This is a genomic window from Aquamicrobium terrae, from assembly GCF_040545735.1.
Taxonomy (GTDB): Bacteria; Pseudomonadota; Alphaproteobacteria; order Rhizobiales; family Rhizobiaceae; genus Mesorhizobium; species Mesorhizobium terrae_A.
Genome location: NZ_JBEPML010000009.1, coordinates 159,345 through 178,752, shown reverse-complemented (window position 1 = coordinate 178,752; position 19,408 = coordinate 159,345). Strand labels below are relative to the sequence as shown.

At 64.1% G+C, this 19,408-nt stretch carries 18 protein-coding genes, 1 tRNA gene and 1 pseudogene; 14 read left to right on the top strand and 6 right to left on the bottom strand.

What is annotated here, in order from left to right; genetic code table 11:
- The first annotated feature begins 49 nt into the window (after positions 1 to 49).
- The 9 genes from ABID37_RS14515 to glpK all read left to right on the top strand — a co-directional run bounded on the left by ABID37_RS14515 (position 50) and on the right by glpK (position 10,246).
- Positions 50 to 823: a DeoR/GlpR family DNA-binding transcription regulator gene (locus ABID37_RS14515; protein WP_354196029.1), complete on the top strand. Its 774-nt coding sequence runs from the start codon at positions 50 to 52 to the stop codon at positions 821 to 823.
- Positions 824 to 935: 112 nt separating this feature from the next.
- Complete coding sequence (glpD, locus tag ABID37_RS14510) at positions 936 to 2,456, top strand: glycerol-3-phosphate dehydrogenase (protein WP_354195929.1); 1,521 nt, start codon at positions 936 to 938, stop codon at positions 2,454 to 2,456.
- Positions 2,457 to 2,468: 12 nt separating this feature from the next.
- Positions 2,469 to 3,548 (top strand): ABC transporter ATP-binding protein, encoded by a 1,080-nt coding sequence (locus ABID37_RS14505; protein ID WP_354195927.1) that lies wholly within the window; start codon positions 2,469 to 2,471, stop codon positions 3,546 to 3,548.
- Positions 3,549 to 3,557: 9 nt separating this feature from the next.
- Positions 3,558 to 4,655, top strand: coding sequence for an ABC transporter ATP-binding protein (locus ABID37_RS14500; protein WP_354195925.1), 1,098 nt, complete (start codon positions 3,558 to 3,560; stop codon positions 4,653 to 4,655).
- 1 nt (position 4,656) lies between these two features.
- A complete protein-coding gene (locus tag ABID37_RS14495; RefSeq protein WP_354195923.1) occupies positions 4,657 to 5,523 on the top strand; it encodes a carbohydrate ABC transporter permease in 867 nt (288 codons plus the stop codon).
- Between the two features lie 73 nt (positions 5,524 to 5,596).
- Complete coding sequence (locus ABID37_RS14490; RefSeq protein WP_435521568.1) at positions 5,597 to 6,442, top strand: carbohydrate ABC transporter permease; 846 nt, start codon at positions 5,597 to 5,599, stop codon at positions 6,440 to 6,442.
- A 2-nt stretch (positions 6,443 to 6,444) separates the two neighbouring features.
- On the top strand, positions 6,445 to 6,732 hold the full coding sequence (locus ABID37_RS14485) for a DUF2160 domain-containing protein (protein ID WP_354195919.1): 288 nt from the start codon (positions 6,445 to 6,447) through the stop codon (positions 6,730 to 6,732).
- An 82-nt stretch (positions 6,733 to 6,814) separates the two neighbouring features.
- A complete protein-coding gene (locus tag ABID37_RS14480; RefSeq protein ID WP_354195917.1) occupies positions 6,815 to 8,539 on the top strand; it encodes an ABC transporter substrate-binding protein in 1,725 nt (574 codons plus the stop codon).
- Between the two features lie 195 nt (positions 8,540 to 8,734).
- Positions 8,735 to 10,246: a glycerol kinase GlpK gene (gene glpK / locus ABID37_RS14475; protein WP_354195915.1), complete on the top strand. Its 1,512-nt coding sequence runs from the start codon at positions 8,735 to 8,737 to the stop codon at positions 10,244 to 10,246.
- A gap of 96 nt (positions 10,247 to 10,342) precedes the next feature.
- Here the strand turns inward: glpK and ABID37_RS14470 are convergent, their stop codons facing one another.
- Positions 10,343 to 10,891, bottom strand: coding sequence for a BA14K family protein (locus ABID37_RS14470; RefSeq protein WP_354195913.1), 549 nt, complete (start codon positions 10,889 to 10,891; stop codon positions 10,343 to 10,345).
- Positions 10,892 to 11,209: 318 nt separating this feature from the next.
- Here ABID37_RS14470 and ABID37_RS14465 point away from each other — a divergent pair.
- A tRNA-Lys gene (locus ABID37_RS14465) sits at positions 11,210 to 11,284 on the top strand.
- Positions 11,285 to 11,336: 52 nt separating this feature from the next.
- On the opposite strand, the gene dprA is transcribed toward ABID37_RS14465, so the two are convergent.
- Genes dprA through ABID37_RS14445 form a run of 4 tightly spaced genes read right to left on the bottom strand, consistent with a single transcriptional unit; the run spans position 11,337 to position 15,357 of the window.
- Positions 11,337 to 12,461 (bottom strand): DNA-processing protein DprA, encoded by a 1,125-nt coding sequence (dprA, locus tag ABID37_RS14460; protein ID WP_354195911.1) that lies wholly within the window; start codon positions 12,459 to 12,461, stop codon positions 11,337 to 11,339.
- Positions 12,458 to 13,045, bottom strand: a complete 588-nt coding sequence (plsY, locus tag ABID37_RS14455; RefSeq protein ID WP_354195909.1) for a glycerol-3-phosphate 1-O-acyltransferase PlsY — start codon at positions 13,043 to 13,045, stop codon at positions 12,458 to 12,460. Before plsY ends, dprA begins: the two co-directional genes overlap by 4 nt.
- A gap of 60 nt (positions 13,046 to 13,105) precedes the next feature.
- The gene (locus ABID37_RS14450; RefSeq protein WP_354195907.1) at positions 13,106 to 14,392 is read right to left on the bottom strand and encodes a dihydroorotase; all 1,287 of its coding nucleotides are present in this window, start codon (positions 14,390 to 14,392) and stop codon (positions 13,106 to 13,108) included.
- A complete protein-coding gene (locus tag ABID37_RS14445; RefSeq protein WP_354195905.1) occupies positions 14,389 to 15,357 on the bottom strand; it encodes an aspartate carbamoyltransferase catalytic subunit in 969 nt (322 codons plus the stop codon). The genes ABID37_RS14450 and ABID37_RS14445 overlap by 4 nt, the downstream gene beginning before the upstream one ends.
- A 192-nt stretch (positions 15,358 to 15,549) precedes the next feature.
- On the opposite strand from ABID37_RS14445, the gene ABID37_RS14440 reads away from it, so the two are divergent.
- Positions 15,550 to 17,181 carry a DNA alkylation response protein gene (locus ABID37_RS14440; protein ID WP_354195904.1) on the top strand — a complete coding sequence of 544 codons (1,632 nt, stop codon included), beginning with the start codon at positions 15,550 to 15,552 and terminating at the stop codon, positions 17,179 to 17,181.
- A gap of 199 nt (positions 17,182 to 17,380) precedes the next feature.
- Positions 17,381 to 17,650: pseudogene (locus tag ABID37_RS14435) on the top strand (DUF6105 family protein); the annotation flags it as partial.
- A gap of 18 nt (positions 17,651 to 17,668) precedes the next feature.
- Here ABID37_RS14435 and ruvX read toward each other — a convergent pair.
- On the bottom strand, positions 17,669 to 18,145 hold the full coding sequence (ruvX, locus tag ABID37_RS14430) for a Holliday junction resolvase RuvX (protein ID WP_354195902.1): 477 nt from the start codon (positions 18,143 to 18,145) through the stop codon (positions 17,669 to 17,671).
- Between the two features lie 172 nt (positions 18,146 to 18,317).
- Here ruvX and ABID37_RS14425 point away from each other — a divergent pair, with 172 nt between their 5' ends.
- Both ABID37_RS14425 and gatC read left to right on the top strand, forming a co-directional pair.
- Entirely contained in the window at positions 18,318 to 19,025 is a 708-nt protein-coding gene (locus tag ABID37_RS14425; RefSeq protein WP_354195901.1) for a metal-dependent hydrolase, read from the top strand.
- 81 nt (positions 19,026 to 19,106) lie between these two features.
- A complete protein-coding gene (gene gatC, locus ABID37_RS14420) occupies positions 19,107 to 19,394 on the top strand; it encodes an Asp-tRNA(Asn)/Glu-tRNA(Gln) amidotransferase subunit GatC (RefSeq protein ID WP_354195900.1) in 288 nt (95 codons plus the stop codon).
- Positions 19,395 to 19,408: the final 14 nt, after the last annotated feature.

Here is a 19,408-nt window from a genome sequence, read left to right as displayed (position 1 = left end):
CGTTTAAAAGCGAAAAAAGCGAAAATGGAGCCAGAGTAGCATGCCCGATCTGTACCTGCCGCTGCGCCATGCCGAAATCCTGCAAATGGCGAAGGACAAGGGCAGGGTGCTGGTCGATGACCTTGCCACCCATTTCGCCGTCACGCCGCAGACCATCCGCAAGGACCTGAATGATCTGTGCGAGCAGCGCCTGCTCAGCCGCATCCATGGCGGCGCGCTGTTCCCTTCCGGTATCGAGAACATGGAATATGAGGCGCGGCGCAAGATCGCCGCCGACGAGAAGGATGCGATCGGCAAGGCCGCCGCCGATCTCATTCCCGACAGCGCCTCCCTGTTCATCAATATCGGCACCACCACGGAAGCGGTGAGCAAGGCGTTGCTCGATCATTCCGGGTTGATGGTCATCACCAATAACATCAATGTTGCCAATAGGATGCGGGTATATCCTTCCATCGAGGTGGTCATCGCCGGCGGTGTGGTGCGCGGCTCCGACGGCGGCGTTGTGGGCGAGGCGGCGGTTGATTTTATCCGCCAGTTCAAGGTCGACTACGCGGTAATCGGGGCCTCGGCCATCGACCATGACGGTGCCTTGCTCGACTTCGACTTTCGCGAGGTGAAGGTGGCGCAGGCCATCATCGCCAATGCCCGCCATGTCATCCTGGTCTCGGATCGCACCAAGTTCGAACGCACGGCGCCGGTACGCATCGGCCATCTGTCGCAGGTCAACACCTTCATCACGGACCGCTGCGATATCGAGTCCGTGCGGCAGATCTGCGCGGAAACGGACGTCAGGCTGATCGAAACTTCGGCAGCTGTGGGATAGCAAAATCACCTTCGTTATATTTCGTTTGACATTCGTATCTATTTCGAAATAATCCCCTCACGGTTTCGGCGGTGGGCCATTTGCTGCATTGCGAAGCTGCGGGAGGCATTTCGTGGAAGATTCCCCGATCCATGACATTTTTGTCGTCGGCGGCGGCATAAATGGCTGCGGCATTGCCCGCGACGCGGCCGGGCGGGGTTATTCCGTCTTCCTGGCCGAAATGAACGATCTTGCCAGCGGCACCTCCTCGGGTTCCACCAAGCTGATCCATGGCGGCCTGCGCTACCTCGAACATTATGAATTCCGGCTGGTGCGTGAAGCGCTGATGGAGCGCGAGGTGCTGTGGCGTAACGCGCCGCACATCATCTGGCCGCTGCGGTTCGTGCTGCCCTATGTCAAGGGATTGCGCCCGGCATGGATGCTGCGGCTCGGCCTGTTCATCTACGACCACATCGGCGGCCGCAAGCTGCTGCCGCCCACCCGCACGCTGGACATGCGCCGCGACCCGGCCGGCCGGCCCCTGAAGCCCATATTCGCCAAGGCTTTCGAATATTCCGACGGTTGGGTGAACGATGCCCGCCTCGTCGCTCTCAACGCCCGCGATGCCGCCGACCGCGGCGCCCGCATCCATACCCGCACCGAGGTGGAGGATGCGCGCTATGAAGATGGAACATGGACCGTTCTTGTGCATGACCACGTCAAGGACAGCCATTATGAGGTGAAAGCGCGCCTCATCGTCAATGCGGCTGGGCCGTGGGTGGATCACGTGCTGTCGCAGGCGCTCGGCCGCAGCAATGTCCACAATGTGCGGCTGGTGCAGGGCAGTCACATTGTGGTGCGCAGGAAGTTCGACGATCCGCGCGCCTATTTCTTCCAGAACGCGGATGGGCGCATCATCTTCGCCATTCCCTATGAGGAAGAATTCACGCTGATTGGAACCACCGATCAGGATTATTCCGGCGATCCCCACGACGTGAAGATCTCCGACGCCGAGGTCGACTATCTGTGTGCGGCGGCCAGCGAATATTTCGTCCAGCCGGTGAAGCGCTCCGACATTGTCTGGACCTATTCCGCCGTGCGGCCGCTCTATGACGACGGCGCTTCCAAGGCGCAGGAGGCGACGCGCGACTATGTGTTGCGGATGGAGTCGGGCACTGGACCGCTCATCAACGCCTTCGGCGGCAAGATCACCACTTACCGCCGCCTGTCGGAGGCGATGCTGGAAAAGATCGGCGAGATGCTGGGCGAGAAGGGCAAGCCGTGGACGGCGAATGCGCCGCTTCCGGGCGGCGATTTCCCGGCCACGGGCTACGAGGCGCAGGTTGAGAAGCTGAAGGAAGCATACCCGTTCCTCGATCTTCGCCATGCGCGCCGGCTGGTGCGCCTCTACGGCACGCGCGCGCAGAACCTGCTTGGCCTGGCCAAGTCGGTTGCCGATCTGGGTCGTCATTTCGGTGCCGATCTCTACGAGGCCGAAGTGCGTTATCTGATCGCCAGTGAATGGGCGATGACGGCCGAGGACGTGCTGTGGCGCCGGACCAAGCGCGGCCTGCGGCTCTCGCCGGCCGAGGCCCAGACGCTCGATGAATTCATGAAGGGCCTGGGCCGCCGGCACTCGGCCGCGGCGGAATAGCGGGAGAGGCCTGTGCTCGAATTACGAAATGTTTCCAAGGTAGTAGGCGGCGAAACTCACATAGATGACGTGTCGCTTACACTGGCCCACGGCTCGCTGAACGTGCTGCTCGGGCCGACGCTTTCCGGCAAGACCAGCCTGATGCGGCTGATGGCGGGGCTGGACGTTCCCAACTCCGGTTCCATCTGGTTCGACGGCAAGGATGTGACCGGCGTGGCGGTGCAGAAGCGCAATGTCGCCATGGTCTACCAGCAGTTCATCAACTACCCGGCCATGACGGTGTATGAGAACATCGCCTCGCCGCTGCGCGTGGCCGGCAGGGACAGGGCCACCATCGACAGGGAGGTGCGCCGGGCCGCCGAACTGCTCAAGCTGACGCCCTATCTCGACCGCACCCCGCTCAACCTTTCCGGCGGTCAGCAGCAGCGCACGGCGCTTGCCCGCGCCATCGTCAAGAATGCCAGCCTCGTGCTGCTCGACGAGCCGCTGGCCAATCTCGACTACAAGCTGCGCGAGGAACTGCGGCTGGAACTGCCGCGCATCTTCGCTGAATCCGGCACCATCTTCGTCTACGCCACCACCGAGCCGCATGAAGCGCTGCTGCTGGGCGGCAATACCGCAACGCTATCGCAAGGGCGCGTCACCCAGTTCGGCCCGACCGTCGAGGTGTTCCGCAAGCCGGTCGACCTGTTGACGGCACGCACCTTCGCGGACCCGCCGCTGAACACCATCGTCCTGGTCAAGAAGGGGCCGAATTTCCTGCTGGATGGCGGCATCAGCCTGCCGGTTCCGGCCGGCATCGCCGCCATCGCCGATGGCAATTACACGATCGGCTTCCAGCCGCATCATCTGTCTCTGGAGCGGGAGGATGCGGCATCGGTGCCGGTGCGCGCCAAGGTGTCGGTCACCGAGATCACCGGTTCGGAAAGCTTCGTGCATCTCGATTTCGCCGATGTGCGCTGGGTCATGCTCGCCCACGGCATCCACCAGTTCGAGCCGGACGAGGAGATCGAGGTGTTCATCGACTCGCGCCATCTTCTCGTTTTCGACGCTGCCGGCCGCTCGGTCTCGGCAGCGCGGCAGGCGGCATAGGAGCCGAACATGGCCCGCATCGATCTCGACCATATCCGCCATTCCTACCTGCCCAATGCCAGGCGGGAGGAGGATTTCGCCCTGCGCGAAGTGCACCACACATTCGAGGACGGCGGCGCCTATGCGCTGCTCGGCCCCTCCGGCTGTGGCAAGACCACGCTGCTCAACATCATTTCGGGCCTGCTGAAACCGTCGCACGGCAGGCTGCTGTTCGACGGCAAGGACGTCACCGCCCTCTCGACGCAGGAGCGAAACATCGCGCAGGTGTTCCAGTTCCCGGTCATCTACGACACCATGACCGTCTACGACAATCTGGCCTTTCCGCTGCGCAACCGCGGCGTGCCGGAAGTGGAGGTCGATCGCAAGGTGCGCGAGACGCTGGCCATGATCGACCTGGCCGACTGGGCCAAGCGCAAGGCGCGGCGGCTCACGGCCGACCAGAAGCAGAAGATTTCGCTGGGACGGGGGCTGGTCCGCTCGGATGTCAACGCCATCCTGTTCGACGAGCCGCTGACCGTCATCGACCCGCATATGAAATGGGTGCTGCGCTCGCAGCTCAAGCAGCTTCACCGCCGCTACGGCTACACCATGGTCTACGTCACCCACGACCAGACCGAGGCGCTGACCTTCGCCGAGCGAGTGGTGGTGATGTATGACGGCCAGATCGTGCAGATCGGCACGCCGGCCGAACTGTTCGAGCGGCCGCGCCACACCTTCGTCGGCTATTTCATCGGTTCGCCCGGCATGAATTTCCTGCCCACCGAAATCGAGGGCAGAGCGGCGCGGCTGGGCACGCTGGTCATCGAATTGCCCGGTTCGCCTTCGGTGAACGGCGGCAAGGTGGAGCTTGGCATCCGGCCCGAATATGTGCGCGTCGGCACCGAGGGCATGCCGGTTTCGGTCACGCGCGTCGACGATGTCGGCCGCCACAAGGTGGTGCGCGCCAAACTGGAAGGGCAGGAGATCGCCGCTGTCCTCGGAGAGGATGCCGCGATCCCGGCCGAGCCGAAAGTCCGCTTCGAGCCCGACGCCATCAACATCTACGCCGATTCATGGCGGGTGGAGATGGGGCGGGCCGACGCGGGCCATTCGGAAAAGGAGGCCTGAGATGGAAAGAACCTGGAACAACAAGGCATGGTTCCTAGTGCTGCCGGTTCTGGTGCTGGTGGCCTTCTCGGCCGTAATCCCGCTGATGACGGTGGTGAACTATTCGGTTCAGGACACGTTCGGCAACAACCAGTTCTTCTGGGCCGGAACCGAATGGTTCGAGGAACTGCTGCATTCCAGCCGTTTCTGGCAGGCCATGGGCCGCAACCTCATCTTTTCCTTCATCATCCTCGCCATCCAGGTGCCGCTCGGCATCTTCATCGCCCTCAACATGCCCCGCAAGGGCTGGGGCGTGCCGGTCTGCCTGGTGCTGATGGCGCTGCCGCTGCTCATTCCGTGGAACGTCGTCGGCACCATCTGGCAGGTGTTCGGCCGCACCGACATCGGCCTGCTGGGCTACGGGCTGAACTGGCTGGGTTTCGACTACAACTATGTGCAGGACCCGTTCGATGCCTGGGTGACCGTCATCGTCATGGACGTGTGGCACTGGACGAGCCTCGTCGTGCTTTTGTGCTATGCCGGCCTCGTCTCCATTCCCGACGCCTTCTATCAGGCCGCCAAGATCGACGGCGCCTCGCGCTGGTCCGTGTTCCGCTACATCCAGTTGCCGAAGATGCAGCGCGTGCTGCTGATCGCCGTGCTGCTGCGCTTCATGGACTCGTTCATGATCTATACCGAGCCCTTCGTCGTCACCGGCGGCGGCCCGGGCAATTCCACGACCTTCCTGTCCATCGACCTCGTCAAGATGGCGCTCGGCCAGTTCGATCTCGGCCCCGCCGCGGCGATGTCGCTGGTCTACTTCCTTATCATCCTTCTGCTGTCATGGGTGTTCTACACCGTCATGACCAACTACGACGCGGAGCGCTGACATGGCTGGCGTGAACGAACGGACGGGGCAGGCGGCATCGACGCGCGCCGATGCCGGACAATCGTCGGCAGGCATGTCGCAGGAGGCGATCGCGCGGCTGATGAAGCGTCGCGGCGAGGAATCGAAATGGTGGTGGCTGGTCCCCACCCTCTACATCGTGTTCCTGATGCTGCCGATCTACTGGCTCATCAATATGAGCTTCAAGACCAACACCGAGATCATTTCGTCGCTGACGCTCTATCCGCACCAGCCGACGCTGCGCAACTACCGCATCATCTTCACCGACGCCTCCTGGTATTCGGGTTACATCAACTCGATCATCTATGTCGTTATGAACATGGTGATTTCGGTGGCCGTGGCTTTGCCGGCCGCCTACGCCTTCTCGCGTTACCGCTTCCTCGGCGACAAGCACCTGTTCTTCTGGCTGCTCACCAACCGCATGGCGCCGCCGGCCGTGTTCGCGCTGCCTTTCTTCCAGCTTTATTCGGCCTTCGGGCTGATCGATACCCACATTGCCGTGGCGCTGGCGCACTGCCTGTTCAACGTGCCGCTGGCGGTGTGGATCCTCGAAGGCTTCATGTCGGGCGTGCCGAAGGAGATTGACGAGACCGCCTATATCGACGGCTATTCCTTCCCGCGCTTCTTCGTGAAGATATTCATGCCGCTGATCGCCTCCGGCATCGGCGTCGCCGCCTTCTTCTGTTTCATGTTCTCGTGGGTGGAACTGCTGATCGCCCGCACGCTCACCACGACCGATGCAAAGCCCATTGCTGCGGTCATGACCCGCACCGTCTCGGCTTCGGGCATGGACTGGGGCCTGCTCGCCGCCGCCGGCGTGCTGACGCTGATTCCCGGCGCGCTCGTCATCTGGTTCGTCCGCAACTACATCGCCAAGGGCTTCGCCCTGGGGAGGGTCTGACCATGCACCTCGATCTGTCCTGGATGGCGTGGACCTGGCCGACGGCCACCTTCTTCATCGTCATCGCCCTGCTGCTCGTCGGCATGAGCGTGTGGGAATATGTCTCGCCGGGAGGAAATCCGCGCGTGGGCGTGCTGCGCTTCGAGACGACGCGCGGCGACCGCCTCTTCATATCGCTGCTCGGCAGCGCATTCATCCATCTCGCTTGGCTGGGCCTCGTCGGCCCCAGCCTGTGGTGGGCTCTCGCTCTCTCCGTGGCCTACGCCATAGCGGTGTTCCGCTACGTATAGAGGGAGAAATTGTTGGCGCGGCCGCATGCCAACGGCCGCGCCGGGCGTACGCATACACAAACTTTAACAGTGGAGGAATCTCATGCGACGGCAGCTTTTGACATCGACAACGGCTCTCGTCCTCCTGCTCGGCGCCGGCAGCGCCTATGCGGGCATGGACGAGGCGAAGGCGTTCCTGGACAAGGAGATCGGCGATGTATCGTCGCTCTCGCGCGCCGATCAGGAAGCCGAGATGCAGTGGTTCATCGACGCCGCCAAGCCCTTTGCGGGCATGGATATCAAGGTCGTCTCCGAAACCATCACCACCCACTCCTACGAATCGGAAGTGCTGGCACCGGCTTTCTCCGCCATCACCGGCATCAAGGTGACGCACGACCTGATCCAGGAAGGTGACGTGGTCGAGAAGATCCAGACCCAGATGCAGACGGGGCAGAACCTCTATGACGCCTGGGTGAACGACTCCGACCTGATCGGCACGCACTGGCGCTACCAGCAGGTGCGCAACCTGACCGACTTCATGGCCAACGAGGGCAAGGACGTCACCAATCCGAACCTCGACCTCGACGACTTCATCGGCCTGTCGTTCACCACCGCGCCGGACAAGAAGCTCTACCAGCTTCCCGACCAGCAGTTCGCCAATGTCTACTGGTTCCGCTACGACTGGTTCAACGACGAGAAGAACAAGGCCGACTTCAAGGAGAAGTATGGCTACGACCTCGGCGTGCCGGTCAACTGGTCGGCCTACGAGGACATCGCCGAGTTCTTCACCGGCCGCGAGATCGACGGCAAGAAGGTCTATGGTCACATGGACTACGGCAAGAAGGACCCGTCGCTCGGCTGGCGCTTCACCGATGCCTGGCTGTCCATGGCCGGCAATGGCGACAAGGGCATCCCGAACGGCCTGCCCGTCGACGAATGGGGCATCAAGGTCGACGAGAACAGCCGCCCGGTCGGCTCCTGTGTGGCGCGCGGCGGCGACACCAACGGCCCGGCCGCCGTCTATGCCATCCAGAAATACCTGGACTGGCTGAAGGCCTACGCACCCGCTTCCGCGCAAGGCATGACCTTCTCCGAATCCGGCCCGGTGCCGGCCCAGGGCGAGATCGCGCAGCAGATCTTCATGTACACCGCCTTTACCGCCGACATGGTCAAGGAGGGCCTGCCGGTGATGAACGAGGACGGCACGCCGAAGTGGCGTTTCGCCCCGTCGCCGCATGGCGTTTACTGGAAGGACGGCATGAAGCTCGGCTATCAGGACGTTGGTTCGTGGACGCTGATGAAGTCGACGCCCGACGACCGCGCCAAGGCCGCATGGCTTTACGCGCAGTTCGTCACCTCCAAGACGGTGGACGTGAAGAAGGCCCATGTCGGCCTCACCTTCATCCGCGAAAGCACCATCCGGCATGAGAGCTTCACGGAGCGTGCGCCGCAGCTCGGCGGTCTGGTCGAGTTCTACCGCTCGCCGGCCCGCGTGCAGTGGTCGCCGACCGGCACCAACGTACCGGACTATCCGAAGCTGGCGCAGCTCTGGTGGCAGGCGATTGGCGATGCCTCTTCGGGCGCCAAGACCGCTCAGGAAGCCATGGACTCGCTCTGCGCCGAGCAGGAGAGGGTGATGGAGCGCCTCGAGCGGTCCGGCGTGCAGGGTGACTTCGGCCCCAAGATGGCCGAGGAGCACGACCTCGAATACTGGAACAAGGACGCCGTGGCGAAGGGCAATCTCGCGCCACAGCTCAAGATCGAGAACGAGAAGGAAAAGCCGATCACCGTCAATTACGACGAGCTGGTCAAGAGCTGGCAGGAATAGTCCTCCACGCGACAAGCAGCGGGGGCGGCATCTGTCGCCCCCGTCCTTTGTGTCGATGACACCTGCCTGAGTCTTGCATCCCGCCCGCCAAATGCAGGAGGATGCAATTTCCCTGAGCATGACGCCCGACAGCGGAAACCGGTTTCGGGATGACGACATGCGCCAAATCAAGTTGCATCAAGGACAAGAGACACCGTGGACGGCTTCATCCTTGCCATCGACCAGGGCACAACGTCGAGCAGGGCGATCCTGTTCGACAGGAACAGACGGGTGGTCGGTGTCGGCCAGCAGGAATTCACCCAGCATTACCCGGCTTCCGGCTGGGTCGAGCACGACCCAGAGGAAATCTGGGCGAGCGTCGTCGCGACCGTCAAGCAAGCGCTGAAAAAGGCCAAATGCCGGGCCGGGGATGTCGCCGCCATCGGCATCACCAACCAGCGCGAAACCGTCGTCATCTGGGACAAGGCCACCGGCAGGCCGATCCACAACGCCATCGTCTGGCAGGACCGCCGCACCGCGCCGCTGTGCGCAAAGCTGAAGAAGCAGGGGCTGGAGCCGAAGTTCACACGCAAGACCGGCCTGCTGCTCGATCCCTATTTCTCCGGCACCAAGATCGCCTGGATGCTGGACAAGGTGAAGGGGGCAAGGAAGCGCGCCGAACAGGGCGAGCTGCTTGCCGGCACCATCGACAGTTTCCTGATCTGGCGGCTGACCGGCGGCAAGGTGCACACCACCGACGCGACCAATGCCTCCCGCACGCTGGTCTACAATATCGAGAGGAACCAGTGGGATGCGGAGCTTCTGCGCATCCTAGACATCCCGGCCGCGCTGCTGCCCGAGGTGAAGGATTGCGCCGACGACTTCGGCGCGACCGAGGAAAATCTGTTCGGCGCGGCGATTCCTATTCTCGGCGTCGCCGGCGACCAGCAGGCGGCCACCATCGGTCAGGCCTGCTTTCAGCCCGGCATGATGAAATCCACCTACGGCACCGGCTGCTTCGCGCTGCTCAATACCGGCGGCGATCTGGTGCGCTCGAAGAACCGGCTGCTGACCACCATTGCCTATCGGCTGGATGGCAAGACGACTTATGCGCTGGAGGGGTCGATTTTCATTGCCGGGGCGGCGGTGCAATGGTTGCGCGACGGGCTGAAGATCGTCAGTCGCGCCGACGAAACCGGGCCGCTGGCACGGCAGGCCGATCCGTCGCAAGCCGTTTATCTGGTGCCGGCCTTCGTCGGGCTCGGCGCGCCGCATTGGGACGCGGAGGCGAGGGGGGCGATCTACGGTCTGACCCGCAACACCGGCCCGGCCGAGTTCGCACGCGCGGCGCTCGAATCGGTCGCCTACCAGACCCGCGATCTGCTCGACGCCATGCACAGGGACTGGAGGGCGAACGGCGCCGACACGGTGCTGAGGGTCGATGGCGGTATGGTGGCGTCGGACTGGACCATGCAGCGGCTGGCCGACATCCTTGACGCGCCGGTGGATCGCCCGACCATTCTGGAGACGACTGCTCTGGGTGCCGCATGGTTGGCTGGTTCGAAGGTCGGCGTATGGCCTGCGATGAAGGAGTTCGCCAAGGGTTGGGCGCTGGACCGGCGTTTTACCCCGGAGATGGACAAGGCGACCCGTGCGGCAAGCCTGAAGGGATGGCGGGACGCCGTACAGCGCACCCTGACGACCCAGTCGACTTCAATCCGCCGCTGATGTCGTTCACCCGGACAATCAGGTGATGTTCGCAACGCATTGAAATAAAAAGAAAGCCCGCGAGATTCGCGGGCTTTCTTCTGTCTTGTGCCTGCCTCAGTAGTACGGCGAGACACACTGGCGGCGCGGCCCATTATAGGGCTGGAACGTGTTGTCCGACGCGCGATAGCTGCGATAGCGGTTGTAGCACCAGCTCACATGTGAATTCCCGCCGCTGTAGACAGGGGGCGGCGGCGGAGCGCTGTTGGCGATGGCGCCGCTTATGATCGCGCCGGCAGCAAAGGCCGCGAGCGGGAACCAGTAGTCGCCATGCCGGCGATAGCCGGGGCGATAGTCGCGGTAACCCCGGTGACCTCGCCAATACACGTTGCGATCACGACGGAAATCGCGCCGGAAATCGCGGCGGTCCCGGAAATCGCGCCGGTCTATGCGCCGGAAGTCGCGCCTGTCAACCCCACGGTGGTCGCGTCTGATGATGCGATGGCCGGGGCGATGGTCGACCTGTTGCACATCAGCGGCTAAGGGTTGCGTCGCCGGTGCAATAGGCGCGATATAGGTCGGTGCCGCATTGGCCACAGCTATATCCGCTGCCATGAACGACAGCGAGAGGGCCGATGCGAGCAGGCCTGCAACAATGCGTTTCATCATGTTCTCCTGAACTGCGATGGCGTCCCTTTGCGGGTAGAACAGCTTTAAGGCGAAATTGTTCCCTCCGAAACGAGATTCAGCCTGGCATGAGCTGGCGTCCGGCTGTCACCCCGTCCCGTTTTTACCGAGCGGGCTGATCAGGCGGGAAAGGCCGCGAAGAGGCGCTTTTTCCGGTTGACCGGCCCCGCGGCGCTCCCTATGTTCCGGCCCAATTCGCGGCGGGCAACTCTGCGAAACGCGGTCGGAAAGACCGTTGGCGGGCAGGCTTCCGGCACATGCCGACAGCCTCGTACAAAATGCCCGCACCGCAGTGATGGGCCGGTAGCTCAGCGGTAGAGCACGTGACTTTTAATCATGTGGTCGAGGGTTCGATCCCCTCCCGGCTCACCATCGAACGGCTGAAATGAGGGGAGAACGCGCCGTGTCCCCGCAGCAATTTCCGCTAGGTGGCCAGCAGCGACACATGTCCCCCGGCGTGGCGTTCGAGGCGCCCGGCCAGGTCGAGTTCCAGAAGGATCATCTGCACCTGGGCCGGGTTCAGCGCAGTGTGGCGGATGATCTCGTCGACCTCGACGGGCGTCGGCCCGAGGGCGTTCACCACCAGCAGGCGTTGATCTTCGTGAGGTGTGGCGGCGGCGGACAGGTCGGCCGGTTCCTCAAGCGGCAGTTCGATCGTGCGGGAGGTGCCGCCTAACGGCGCGATGGCATCGAGCACGTCGTTTGCCTCGGTCGTCAGGGTCGCACCATCCTTGAGCAGGCCGTTGGTGCCGCCGGCGCGCGGATCGAGTGGGGAACCGGGCACAGCAAAGACCAGGCGGCCCATTTCCCCGGCGAGCCTGGCGGTGATCAGGGAGCCGGAGCGTTTCGCCGCTTCGACCACCAGCAGACCGAGCGCCATGCCGGCCACGATGCGGTTGCGCCGTGGAAAGTCCTGCGCCCGCGGCTGCCAACCGAACGGCATTTCCGAAACGATGGCGCCACCACGGTCGACGATCTCGCGGCATAGCGTTTCGTTTTCCGGCGGGTAGGGCTTGTCGAGCCCGCCGGCCAGAACGCCGATGGTGCCGGTGGCGATGCTGCCGCGGTGGGCGGCGGTATCGATGCCACGCGCCAGGCCGGACACGATGGCATAGCCGGCCTGCCCGATCTGCATGGACAGCGCGGCCGCCAGTCTCGTACCGGCAACGGAAGCATTGCGGGCGCCGACGACCGAAACGGCGGAAAGACGCAGGACAGGCCCGTCCCCCAGGACAGCCAGGACCGGCGGCGGGTGCTCGATTCGTTTCAGCAGCGGCGGATAGTCCGGCTCGCCGATGCATACGAATCGCGCGCCGATGCGCGCCGCATGGTCCATTTCCCGGATGATTTCCGATTCGGCGGGAATGCGCAGCGGTCTGCGCGAACCGGCTGACTGCACAAGTTCCGGCAACATCTCGAGCGCCGTCTGGGCCGAGCCGAAGCGGTTGATCAGATCGCGGAAGGAAGCCGGCCCGACATTGGGCGTCCGGATCAGCCGCAGCCAGGCCAGCCGCTGCCGGTCGCTCAGCCGGAGGGACGGCTGGCTCACCCCTTGGCCCCGATCCTGCCTTCTGTACCGGCGCCCAGGCGCTGGATATTGGCGCGATGCTTGACGAAGAGGATGACGCTCATCAGCGCGAACAGCCCCGCTATCTGCGGCGTGGAGAGGAACCAAAGCGCGACCGGCACGGCGATCGCGGCGCACAGTGCCGCCAGCGACGAATAGCGGAACAGGATGGCGACCAGCAGCCAGACGGCGGCGAAGATCAGCGCCACCTGCCAGGCAAGCCCGATCAGCACGCCGAGATAGGTGGCCACGCCCTTGCCGCCCTTGAAGCCGAGCCAGACAGGAAACAGATGGCCGAGGAACGCGCCGAAGGCGGCCCATGGCGCCAGCTCGGGTGCATAGCGGCCGGCAAGCAGGACGGCCGCCGTGCCTTTCAGCGCATCGAGCACCAGGGTCGCCGCGGCGAGCTTCCTGTTGCCGGTGCGCAGCACGTTGGTCGCGCCGATGTTGCCGGAGCCGATGGAACGCACGTCGCCGAGCCCGGCGGCACGCGTCAACAGCAGGCCGAAGGGGATCGACCCCAGCAGATAGCCGAAGATCAACGCTGCGACGGTCGTGAAGGTCATGCTTCCCCCTGCTGGCCGGTTCCGGACGCAAAACCGGTTCGCACTTTTGCTGGAACTGCTTTATGCCCCGAACACTGTGTGGCCGCCGACCATGGTTTGCAAGACCCTGCCTTGCAACCGGGCGCCCTCGAAGCAGGTGTTCTTGGAGCGGGAGCGGATGCCGGCCTCGTTCACCACCCACGGCTCGTCGAGGTCGACCACGGCGAGGTCCGCCGGTGCGCCGGGCGCAAGCCGGCCGCCCGGCAGTCCGAAGAGGCGGGCAGGGGCGGTGGAGAGCGCTTCCACGATGCGGATAAGCGGAACCTCCCCGTTGTGATGAAGGCGAAGCGCCACGGCGAGCAGCGTCTCCAGCCCGATGGCGCCGGCGGCGGCATCGGAAAAGGGCAGGCGCTTTGTGTCGACATCCTGCGGATCGTGCGAGGAGACGATCAGGTCGACCGTGCCGTCCTTCAGCGCCTCGATCATGGCGAGACGATCGTCCTCGGCGCGCAGCGGCGGCGTGAGCCGGAAGAAAGTGCGGTATTCGCCGACATCGTGCTCGTTGAGCGCCAGATTGTAGATCGCCACGCCGGCGCCCACATTGGCGCCGTCGCCCTTGGCGCGGCGGATGGCGTCGGCGGCCATTCCCGTCGATATCTTGGCGGCGTGGTAATTGCCGCGCGTCAGGCGGGCCAGCGCCAAGTCGCGTTCCAGCGGGATCGTCTCTGCCTCGCGCGGAATGCCGGAAAGGCCGAGCCAGCTCGCATAGAGCCCTTCGTTCATGACGCCGGAGGAGGCGAGGTCGGCATCCAGGGTCTCGTGAACGACGGTCGCGCCGAAATCGCGGGCATAGGTCAGCGCGCGCCGCATCACCAGCGAATTGGCGATGGTATGGCGCCCGTCGGTGAAGGCGACCGCGCCGGCTTCGCGCAGCAGCCCGAATTCGGTCATCTCCCGGCCTTCGAGGCCCTTGGTGATGGCGGCGGCCGGGAAGACATTGACGCAGGCCGTGTCGCGCGCGGTGCGCAACACGAACTCCACCAATGCGACATTGTCGATGGCCGGATCGGTATCGGGCATCATGACGACGGAGGTGACGCCGCCGGCGGCGGCTGCCTGGCTGGCCGAGGCGATCGTCTCGCGATACTCGCCCCCCGGTTCGCCGATGAACACGCGGCTGTCGACCAGCCCGGGAATGATCGCCTTGCCCGTGCAGTCGATGACGGTGGCGCCTTCCGGCGCGCCCTGGTTCAGCGCGTCCTTGCCGGCCGCGGCGATCTTGCCGTTCCGGATGACGACGCTGCCGGTTTCGTCCAGCCCGCGCGAAGGATCGACGATGCGGGCGTGGCTGAAGATCGTGGTCGTCATGCGCTGCGCCCTTCCGGATTGCGGCGCGGGTCGAGCAGCGCCTCCATCACCGCCATGCGCACGGCAACGCCCATTTCCACCTGTTCCTGGATCACGCTTTGCGGTCCGTCGGCGATCTCCGATGCGATCTCGACGCCCCGGTTCATCGGGCCGGGATGCATGACCAGCGCATCCTCCTTCGCCGCCTTCAGCTTCTCGGCATCGAGGCCGAAATAACGGAAATATTCGCGCACCGAGGGCACGAAGCTGCCGGCCATGCGCTCGCGCTGCAGGCGCAGCATCATGACCACATCGGCACCCTTCAGCCCTTCCTCCATGTTGCGGAAGACGTTGACGCTCATCTGCTCGATCCCCGACGGCATCAGCGTCGAGGGGGCGACCACCCGGACCTGCGCGCCGAGCGCGTTGAGCAGGATGATGTTGGAGCGGGCGACGCGCGAATGCAGGATGTCGCCGCAGATCGCCACCACGAGCCCGGCCAGCCGTCCCTTGGCGCGGCGTATGGTCAGCGCGTCGAGCAGCGCCTGCGTCGGGTGCTCATGCGTGCCGTCGCCGGCATTCACCACCGAGCAGCCGACCTTCTGGGCCAGAAGTGCGGCCGCGCCCGCCGACTGGTGGCGGATGATGAGGATGTCGGGGCGCATGGCGTTGAGCGTCATGGCCGTGTCGATCAGCGTCTCGCCCTTCTTCACTGAAGAACTGGCCACCGACATGTTCATGACATCGGCGCCGAGGCGCTTTCCGGCCAGCTCGAAGGACGATTGCGTCCGGGTCGAGGCCTCGAAGAACAGGTTGATCTGCGTGCGCCCGCGCAGCGTGGACGTCTTCTTCTCGGATTGCCGCGAGATGGAGACGGCGCGGTCGGCGCGGTCGAGCAGGATTTCAATGTCGGGTGGAGAAAGATCCCTTATGCCAAGCAGATGGCGGTGGGGAAAGAGCGGCAGGGGCGCGTCTGTTTTGGTCATCTCAGGGCGCTGCTATAGGGCGAGGCGGGGTGCGCCGCAAGCGCCAGCTTTGCATTCGCGGGCCATCTTCCCCTATTTTCATCGCCGCATATGCGGCCATGGGCTATAAAGCCGCCACTGTTGCGGATTCGACAGGCCGCCAAGATACAAGCCGCCCAAGATTCAAGCCGCCAAGACATACAGGGACATTGCGTGACAGACGACGTGACGAACCAGCCGCCGCCGCTCACCGGCGCCAACGCCTGGAGAGGCGATCCGCTGCTGATCCAGCTTGCCGAGCAGTTTTCCGAACCCGTGCGCCGCGACCTCGACGGGCTCGGCCGCTTCGTGCTGACGCATGAGGCGCAGGACCTCGCGCGCCTGGCCAATACCGAGACGCCGCGCCTACGCACCCATGACCGGCAAGGCCGGCGCATCGATCTGGTCGAATACCATCCGGCCTACCATGCGCTGATGCGCCGTTCCGTGGCCAATGGCCTGCATTCGTCCATCTGGGAAAACGGCGATGCCGAGATCGGTCGCCGCCATCAGGTGCGGGCCGCGCGCTTCTACCTAACGGCCCAACTCGAGGTCGGCCATCTGTGCCCGATCACCATGACCAGCGCCTCGCTGGCGGCGTTGATGGGCAGCCCGAAGATTTTCCGCGAATGGGCACCGCGCGTCACCACCCGCAAATATGACCAGACGCAGAAGCCGCCGGTCGAGAAAACGGGCCTTACCCTCGGCATGGGCATGACCGAGAAGCAGGGCGGCACCGATGTGCGCGCCAACATCACCCGGGCCGAGCGGGCCGGCTCGACGGGGTTCTTCCGGCTGACCGGCCACAAATGGTTCATGTCGGCGCCGATGTCGGATGCTTTTCTGGTTCTGGCGCAGGCAACGGAAGGGCTGTCCTGCTTCCTGGTGCCGCGCATTCTGGGCGACGGCAGCGGCAACGGCTTCCGCTTCCAGCGGCTGAAGGACAAGCTCGGCAACCGCTCCAACGCCTCGTCCGAGGTGGAGTTCGAAAATGCCATCGGCGAGATGGTGGGCGAGCCCGGGGCGGGCGTGCGCACCATCATGGACATGGTGACGCTGACACGGCTCGATTGCGCCATCGCGTCGGCGGCTCTCATGCGCGCCGGCCTTGCCGAGGCGGTGCATCATTCCCGTCATCGCCAGGTTTTCGGCAAGAAGCTGTTCGACCAGCCGCTGATGCAGCGCGTGCTGGCCGACATGGCGCTCGACGTGGCGGCGGCGACCGCGCTTTCGTTCCGGCTGGCGCGGTCCTTCGACGAGGCGGCCGGTGATCGCGGCGAGGCAGCCTTCGCCCGTGCGATGACCCCGGTGGTAAAATACTGGGTCTGCAAGCTCGCGCCGGCGCTGCTCTATGAAGCGATGGAGTGTCTGGGCGGCAATGGCTATGTCGAGGAGGCGCCGCTGGCCCGCTACTATCGCGAGGCTCCGGTCAATGCGATCTGGGAAGGCTCCGGCAACGTCATGGCGCTCGACGTGCTGCGCGTGCTTGGCCGAGGACCGGGCCTGTTCGACGAGGTGCTGGCCGGCATCGACCGCGACCTCGGCGCCAGCGGCCACGGCACGGTCGGCGTGCTCAAGGCCGCCATGCAGGTGGCATCGAGCGACGAGGGCTCGGCCCGCATCCTCACCGAACAGCTTGCACTTGCCGCGGCGGCAGCCGAACTGCGCCGGCTCGGGGCAGGGCGCATTGCCGACGCCTTCGTGGAAACGCGTCTGGCCGGGCAATGGCGCACGACCTACGGCCTGCTCGATTCGCGGCATGATGCACGGCTGATCGTCGACACGCTCTATCCACAGGCAAGCTGATCCTTCCCGAGGCGTGAGAACCCCGAGAAGCAGCCTATTGCTGCGGTCGTTAACCATAGTTAACGGAATCCGTTGCGATGCATGCCGGTCGGCGTCACATTTATGGTTAGCAAGTCGTTAACCAGCGGGGTCGCCGGGGCGTGCCGATGAGAAGACCGGAAACAACCGGCACCGCCTGCAAGGTGGGGGGCTTCCGCTGATGCGCTATATATTCGCGCTGTGGGCCGCTCCGCTTATCCTGTTCTGGGGCTGGTTCTTCCTGTCCCTGAACGACATCAATTTCGGCTATGTGATGCTGAGCCGGCAGTTGCACGATTTCGTGTTCCAGCTTTACGGCGAAACCCTGGGTATCGATCCGGCCGTCATTCCGGGGCTGGTGGCCCGGGCCTGCATCATCGACACCGGCCTTCTGCTTGCCTTCTGGGCGTTCCGGCGGCGGCGCGAAATCGCGGCCTGGGTGAGGAAGAAGCGCGGCCTGGAGACGGAATCAGCCGGCGCGCAGCCGGCGCAACCGGTCGAGAACGCCTTGCAGGATGAAGGAAGCGGCGGCCGAATCGATCTTCCCGCTGCGCTTGGCGCGCGAGAAGTCCATTTCGATCAGGGTGCGCTCGGCAGCCACGGTCGATAGGCGCTCATCCCAGAACAGGAACGGCAGGTCGGTCAGAGGCGCCATGTTGCGCACGAAGGCACGCGACTTCTGGGCGCGGGGTCCATGCGTCCCGTCCATGTTGACCGGCAGGCCGATGGCGATGGCGCCGACATTCTCCTTCGCCAGAAGGGCGAGCAGGGCGGTGGCGTCCTGCGTGAACTTCTTGCGCATGATGACGGGACGGGGATGGGCGAAGGACAGGCCGGCATCCGAAACGGCAACGCCGATGGTCTTGTCGCCGAGATCGATCCCGGCCACGGTCCGGCCCGGCCTGAGACGTTCAGCCAGTTCTTCCACCTCGATGACGTTCTGCACCGGCTTTCCTTTGACATGCCTTTTCAGGCTTCTATCCTTGCGAGAAGCATGTCGCCCGAAAGTGGAAACCGGTTTCGGGATAACGACATGCGTAAAAACAACAACTTAAAGCGTAAGGAGCGAATCTGGAAGATCGCCACGCGCTTTAGGGAAAAAATCGAGGACGCGCGACATGAAACTGATCTGGTACGGCCATTCCGCATTCCGCATCGAGACCGGTGATGCCAGGATCCTCATCGATCCCTATCTGATCGGCAATCCGGTGTGGCAGGGCGGCTGGGAGGAGCCGGCCGAGGGCGTCACGCACGTTCTGCTGACACACGGCCATGACGATCACATCAGCGGCGCGGCCGAAATCCTCAAGAAGTCGGGCGCCATGCTGGTCGCCAATTTCGAGATCTGCATGTATCTGGTCGGCAAGGGCGTCAGCGATGCCAGGATCAATCCCGGCAACATCGGCGGCACCGTCGATTGCGGGGGCTTCACCACCACATTCGTGCAGGCGCTGCATTCGTCCTCGGCTTCCGGGGAAGGGGGCGGCAACACCTATCTCGGCAATCCGGGCGGGCTGGTGCTGCATTTCCCGGACGCGCCGACGCTCTACCACATGGGCGACACCGATATCTTCTCCGACATGGCGCTGATCAATGAACTGCACGAGCCGAAGGTCGGCATCGTGCCGGTGGGCGACCGCTTCACCATGGGTGGCGCGGTGGCCGCCCTTGCCTGCCGGCGCTTCTTCAATTTCGAGACGGTGGTCCCCTGCCATTTCGGCACCTTCCCGCTGATCGACCAGACGCCCGACAAGTTCGTGGAGGGTATGGAAGGCGCCGGCGTGAAGATTGCGCTGCCGAAGATCGGCGAGCCGATCGAGATCTGATCGGCGGTTGATGTTGCACCTGCCTGCCTGCACCGCTATAGCGCAGGCAGGTTCCAAACAGGCTTTGAAGCAGGCTTTCACATGTCGGTCGATCTACAGACGGTCAAGCGCGTCGCGCGCCTTGCACGCATTGCGGTGAGCGAGGAGGAGGCGGCGGCCATGACCGGCAAGCTCAATTCCATACTGGGCTTCGTCGAGCAACTGGGCGAGGTCGATGTCACCGGCGTCGAGCCGATGACCTCGGTCATCCCGATGGAGATGAAGAAGCGCGGGGACGAGGTCACCGACGGCAACAAGGCCGCCGACATCGTCGCCAACGCGCCCGCCACGGAGGAGAATTTCTTCCTTGTGCCGAAGGTTGTCGAATAGCGGTATACGCCGCG

Excerpts from the sequence above, each read along its gene's own strand:
- ABID37_RS14500 (WP_354195925.1), top strand. The coding sequence starts at position 3,558 with ATGGCCCGCATCGATCTCGACCATATCCGCCATTCCTACCTGCCCAAT.
- ABID37_RS14495 (WP_354195923.1), top strand. The coding sequence starts at position 4,657 with ATGGAAAGAACCTGGAACAACAAGGCATGGTTCCTAGTGCTGCCGGTT.
- ABID37_RS14490 (WP_435521568.1), top strand. The coding sequence starts at position 5,597 with ATGTCGCAGGAGGCGATCGCGCGGCTGATGAAGCGTCGCGGCGAGGAA.
- ABID37_RS14485 (WP_354195919.1), top strand. The coding sequence starts at position 6,445 with ATGCACCTCGATCTGTCCTGGATGGCGTGGACCTGGCCGACGGCCACC.
- ABID37_RS14480 (WP_354195917.1), top strand. The coding sequence starts at position 6,815 with ATGCGACGGCAGCTTTTGACATCGACAACGGCTCTCGTCCTCCTGCTC.
- ABID37_RS14470 (WP_354195913.1), bottom strand. The coding sequence starts at position 10,891 with ATGAAACGCATTGTTGCAGGCCTGCTCGCATCGGCCCTCTCGCTGTCG.
- plsY (WP_354195909.1), bottom strand. The coding sequence starts at position 13,045 with ATGACCTTCACGACCGTCGCAGCGTTGATCTTCGGCTATCTGCTGGGG.
- ABID37_RS14450 (WP_354195907.1), bottom strand. The coding sequence starts at position 14,392 with ATGACGACCACGATCTTCAGCCACGCCCGCATCGTCGATCCTTCGCGC.
- ABID37_RS14445 (WP_354195905.1), bottom strand. The coding sequence starts at position 15,357 with ATGACCAAAACAGACGCGCCCCTGCCGCTCTTTCCCCACCGCCATCTG.
- ABID37_RS14425 (WP_354195901.1), top strand. The coding sequence starts at position 18,318 with ATGAAACTGATCTGGTACGGCCATTCCGCATTCCGCATCGAGACCGGT.
- gatC (WP_354195900.1), top strand. The coding sequence starts at position 19,107 with ATGTCGGTCGATCTACAGACGGTCAAGCGCGTCGCGCGCCTTGCACGC.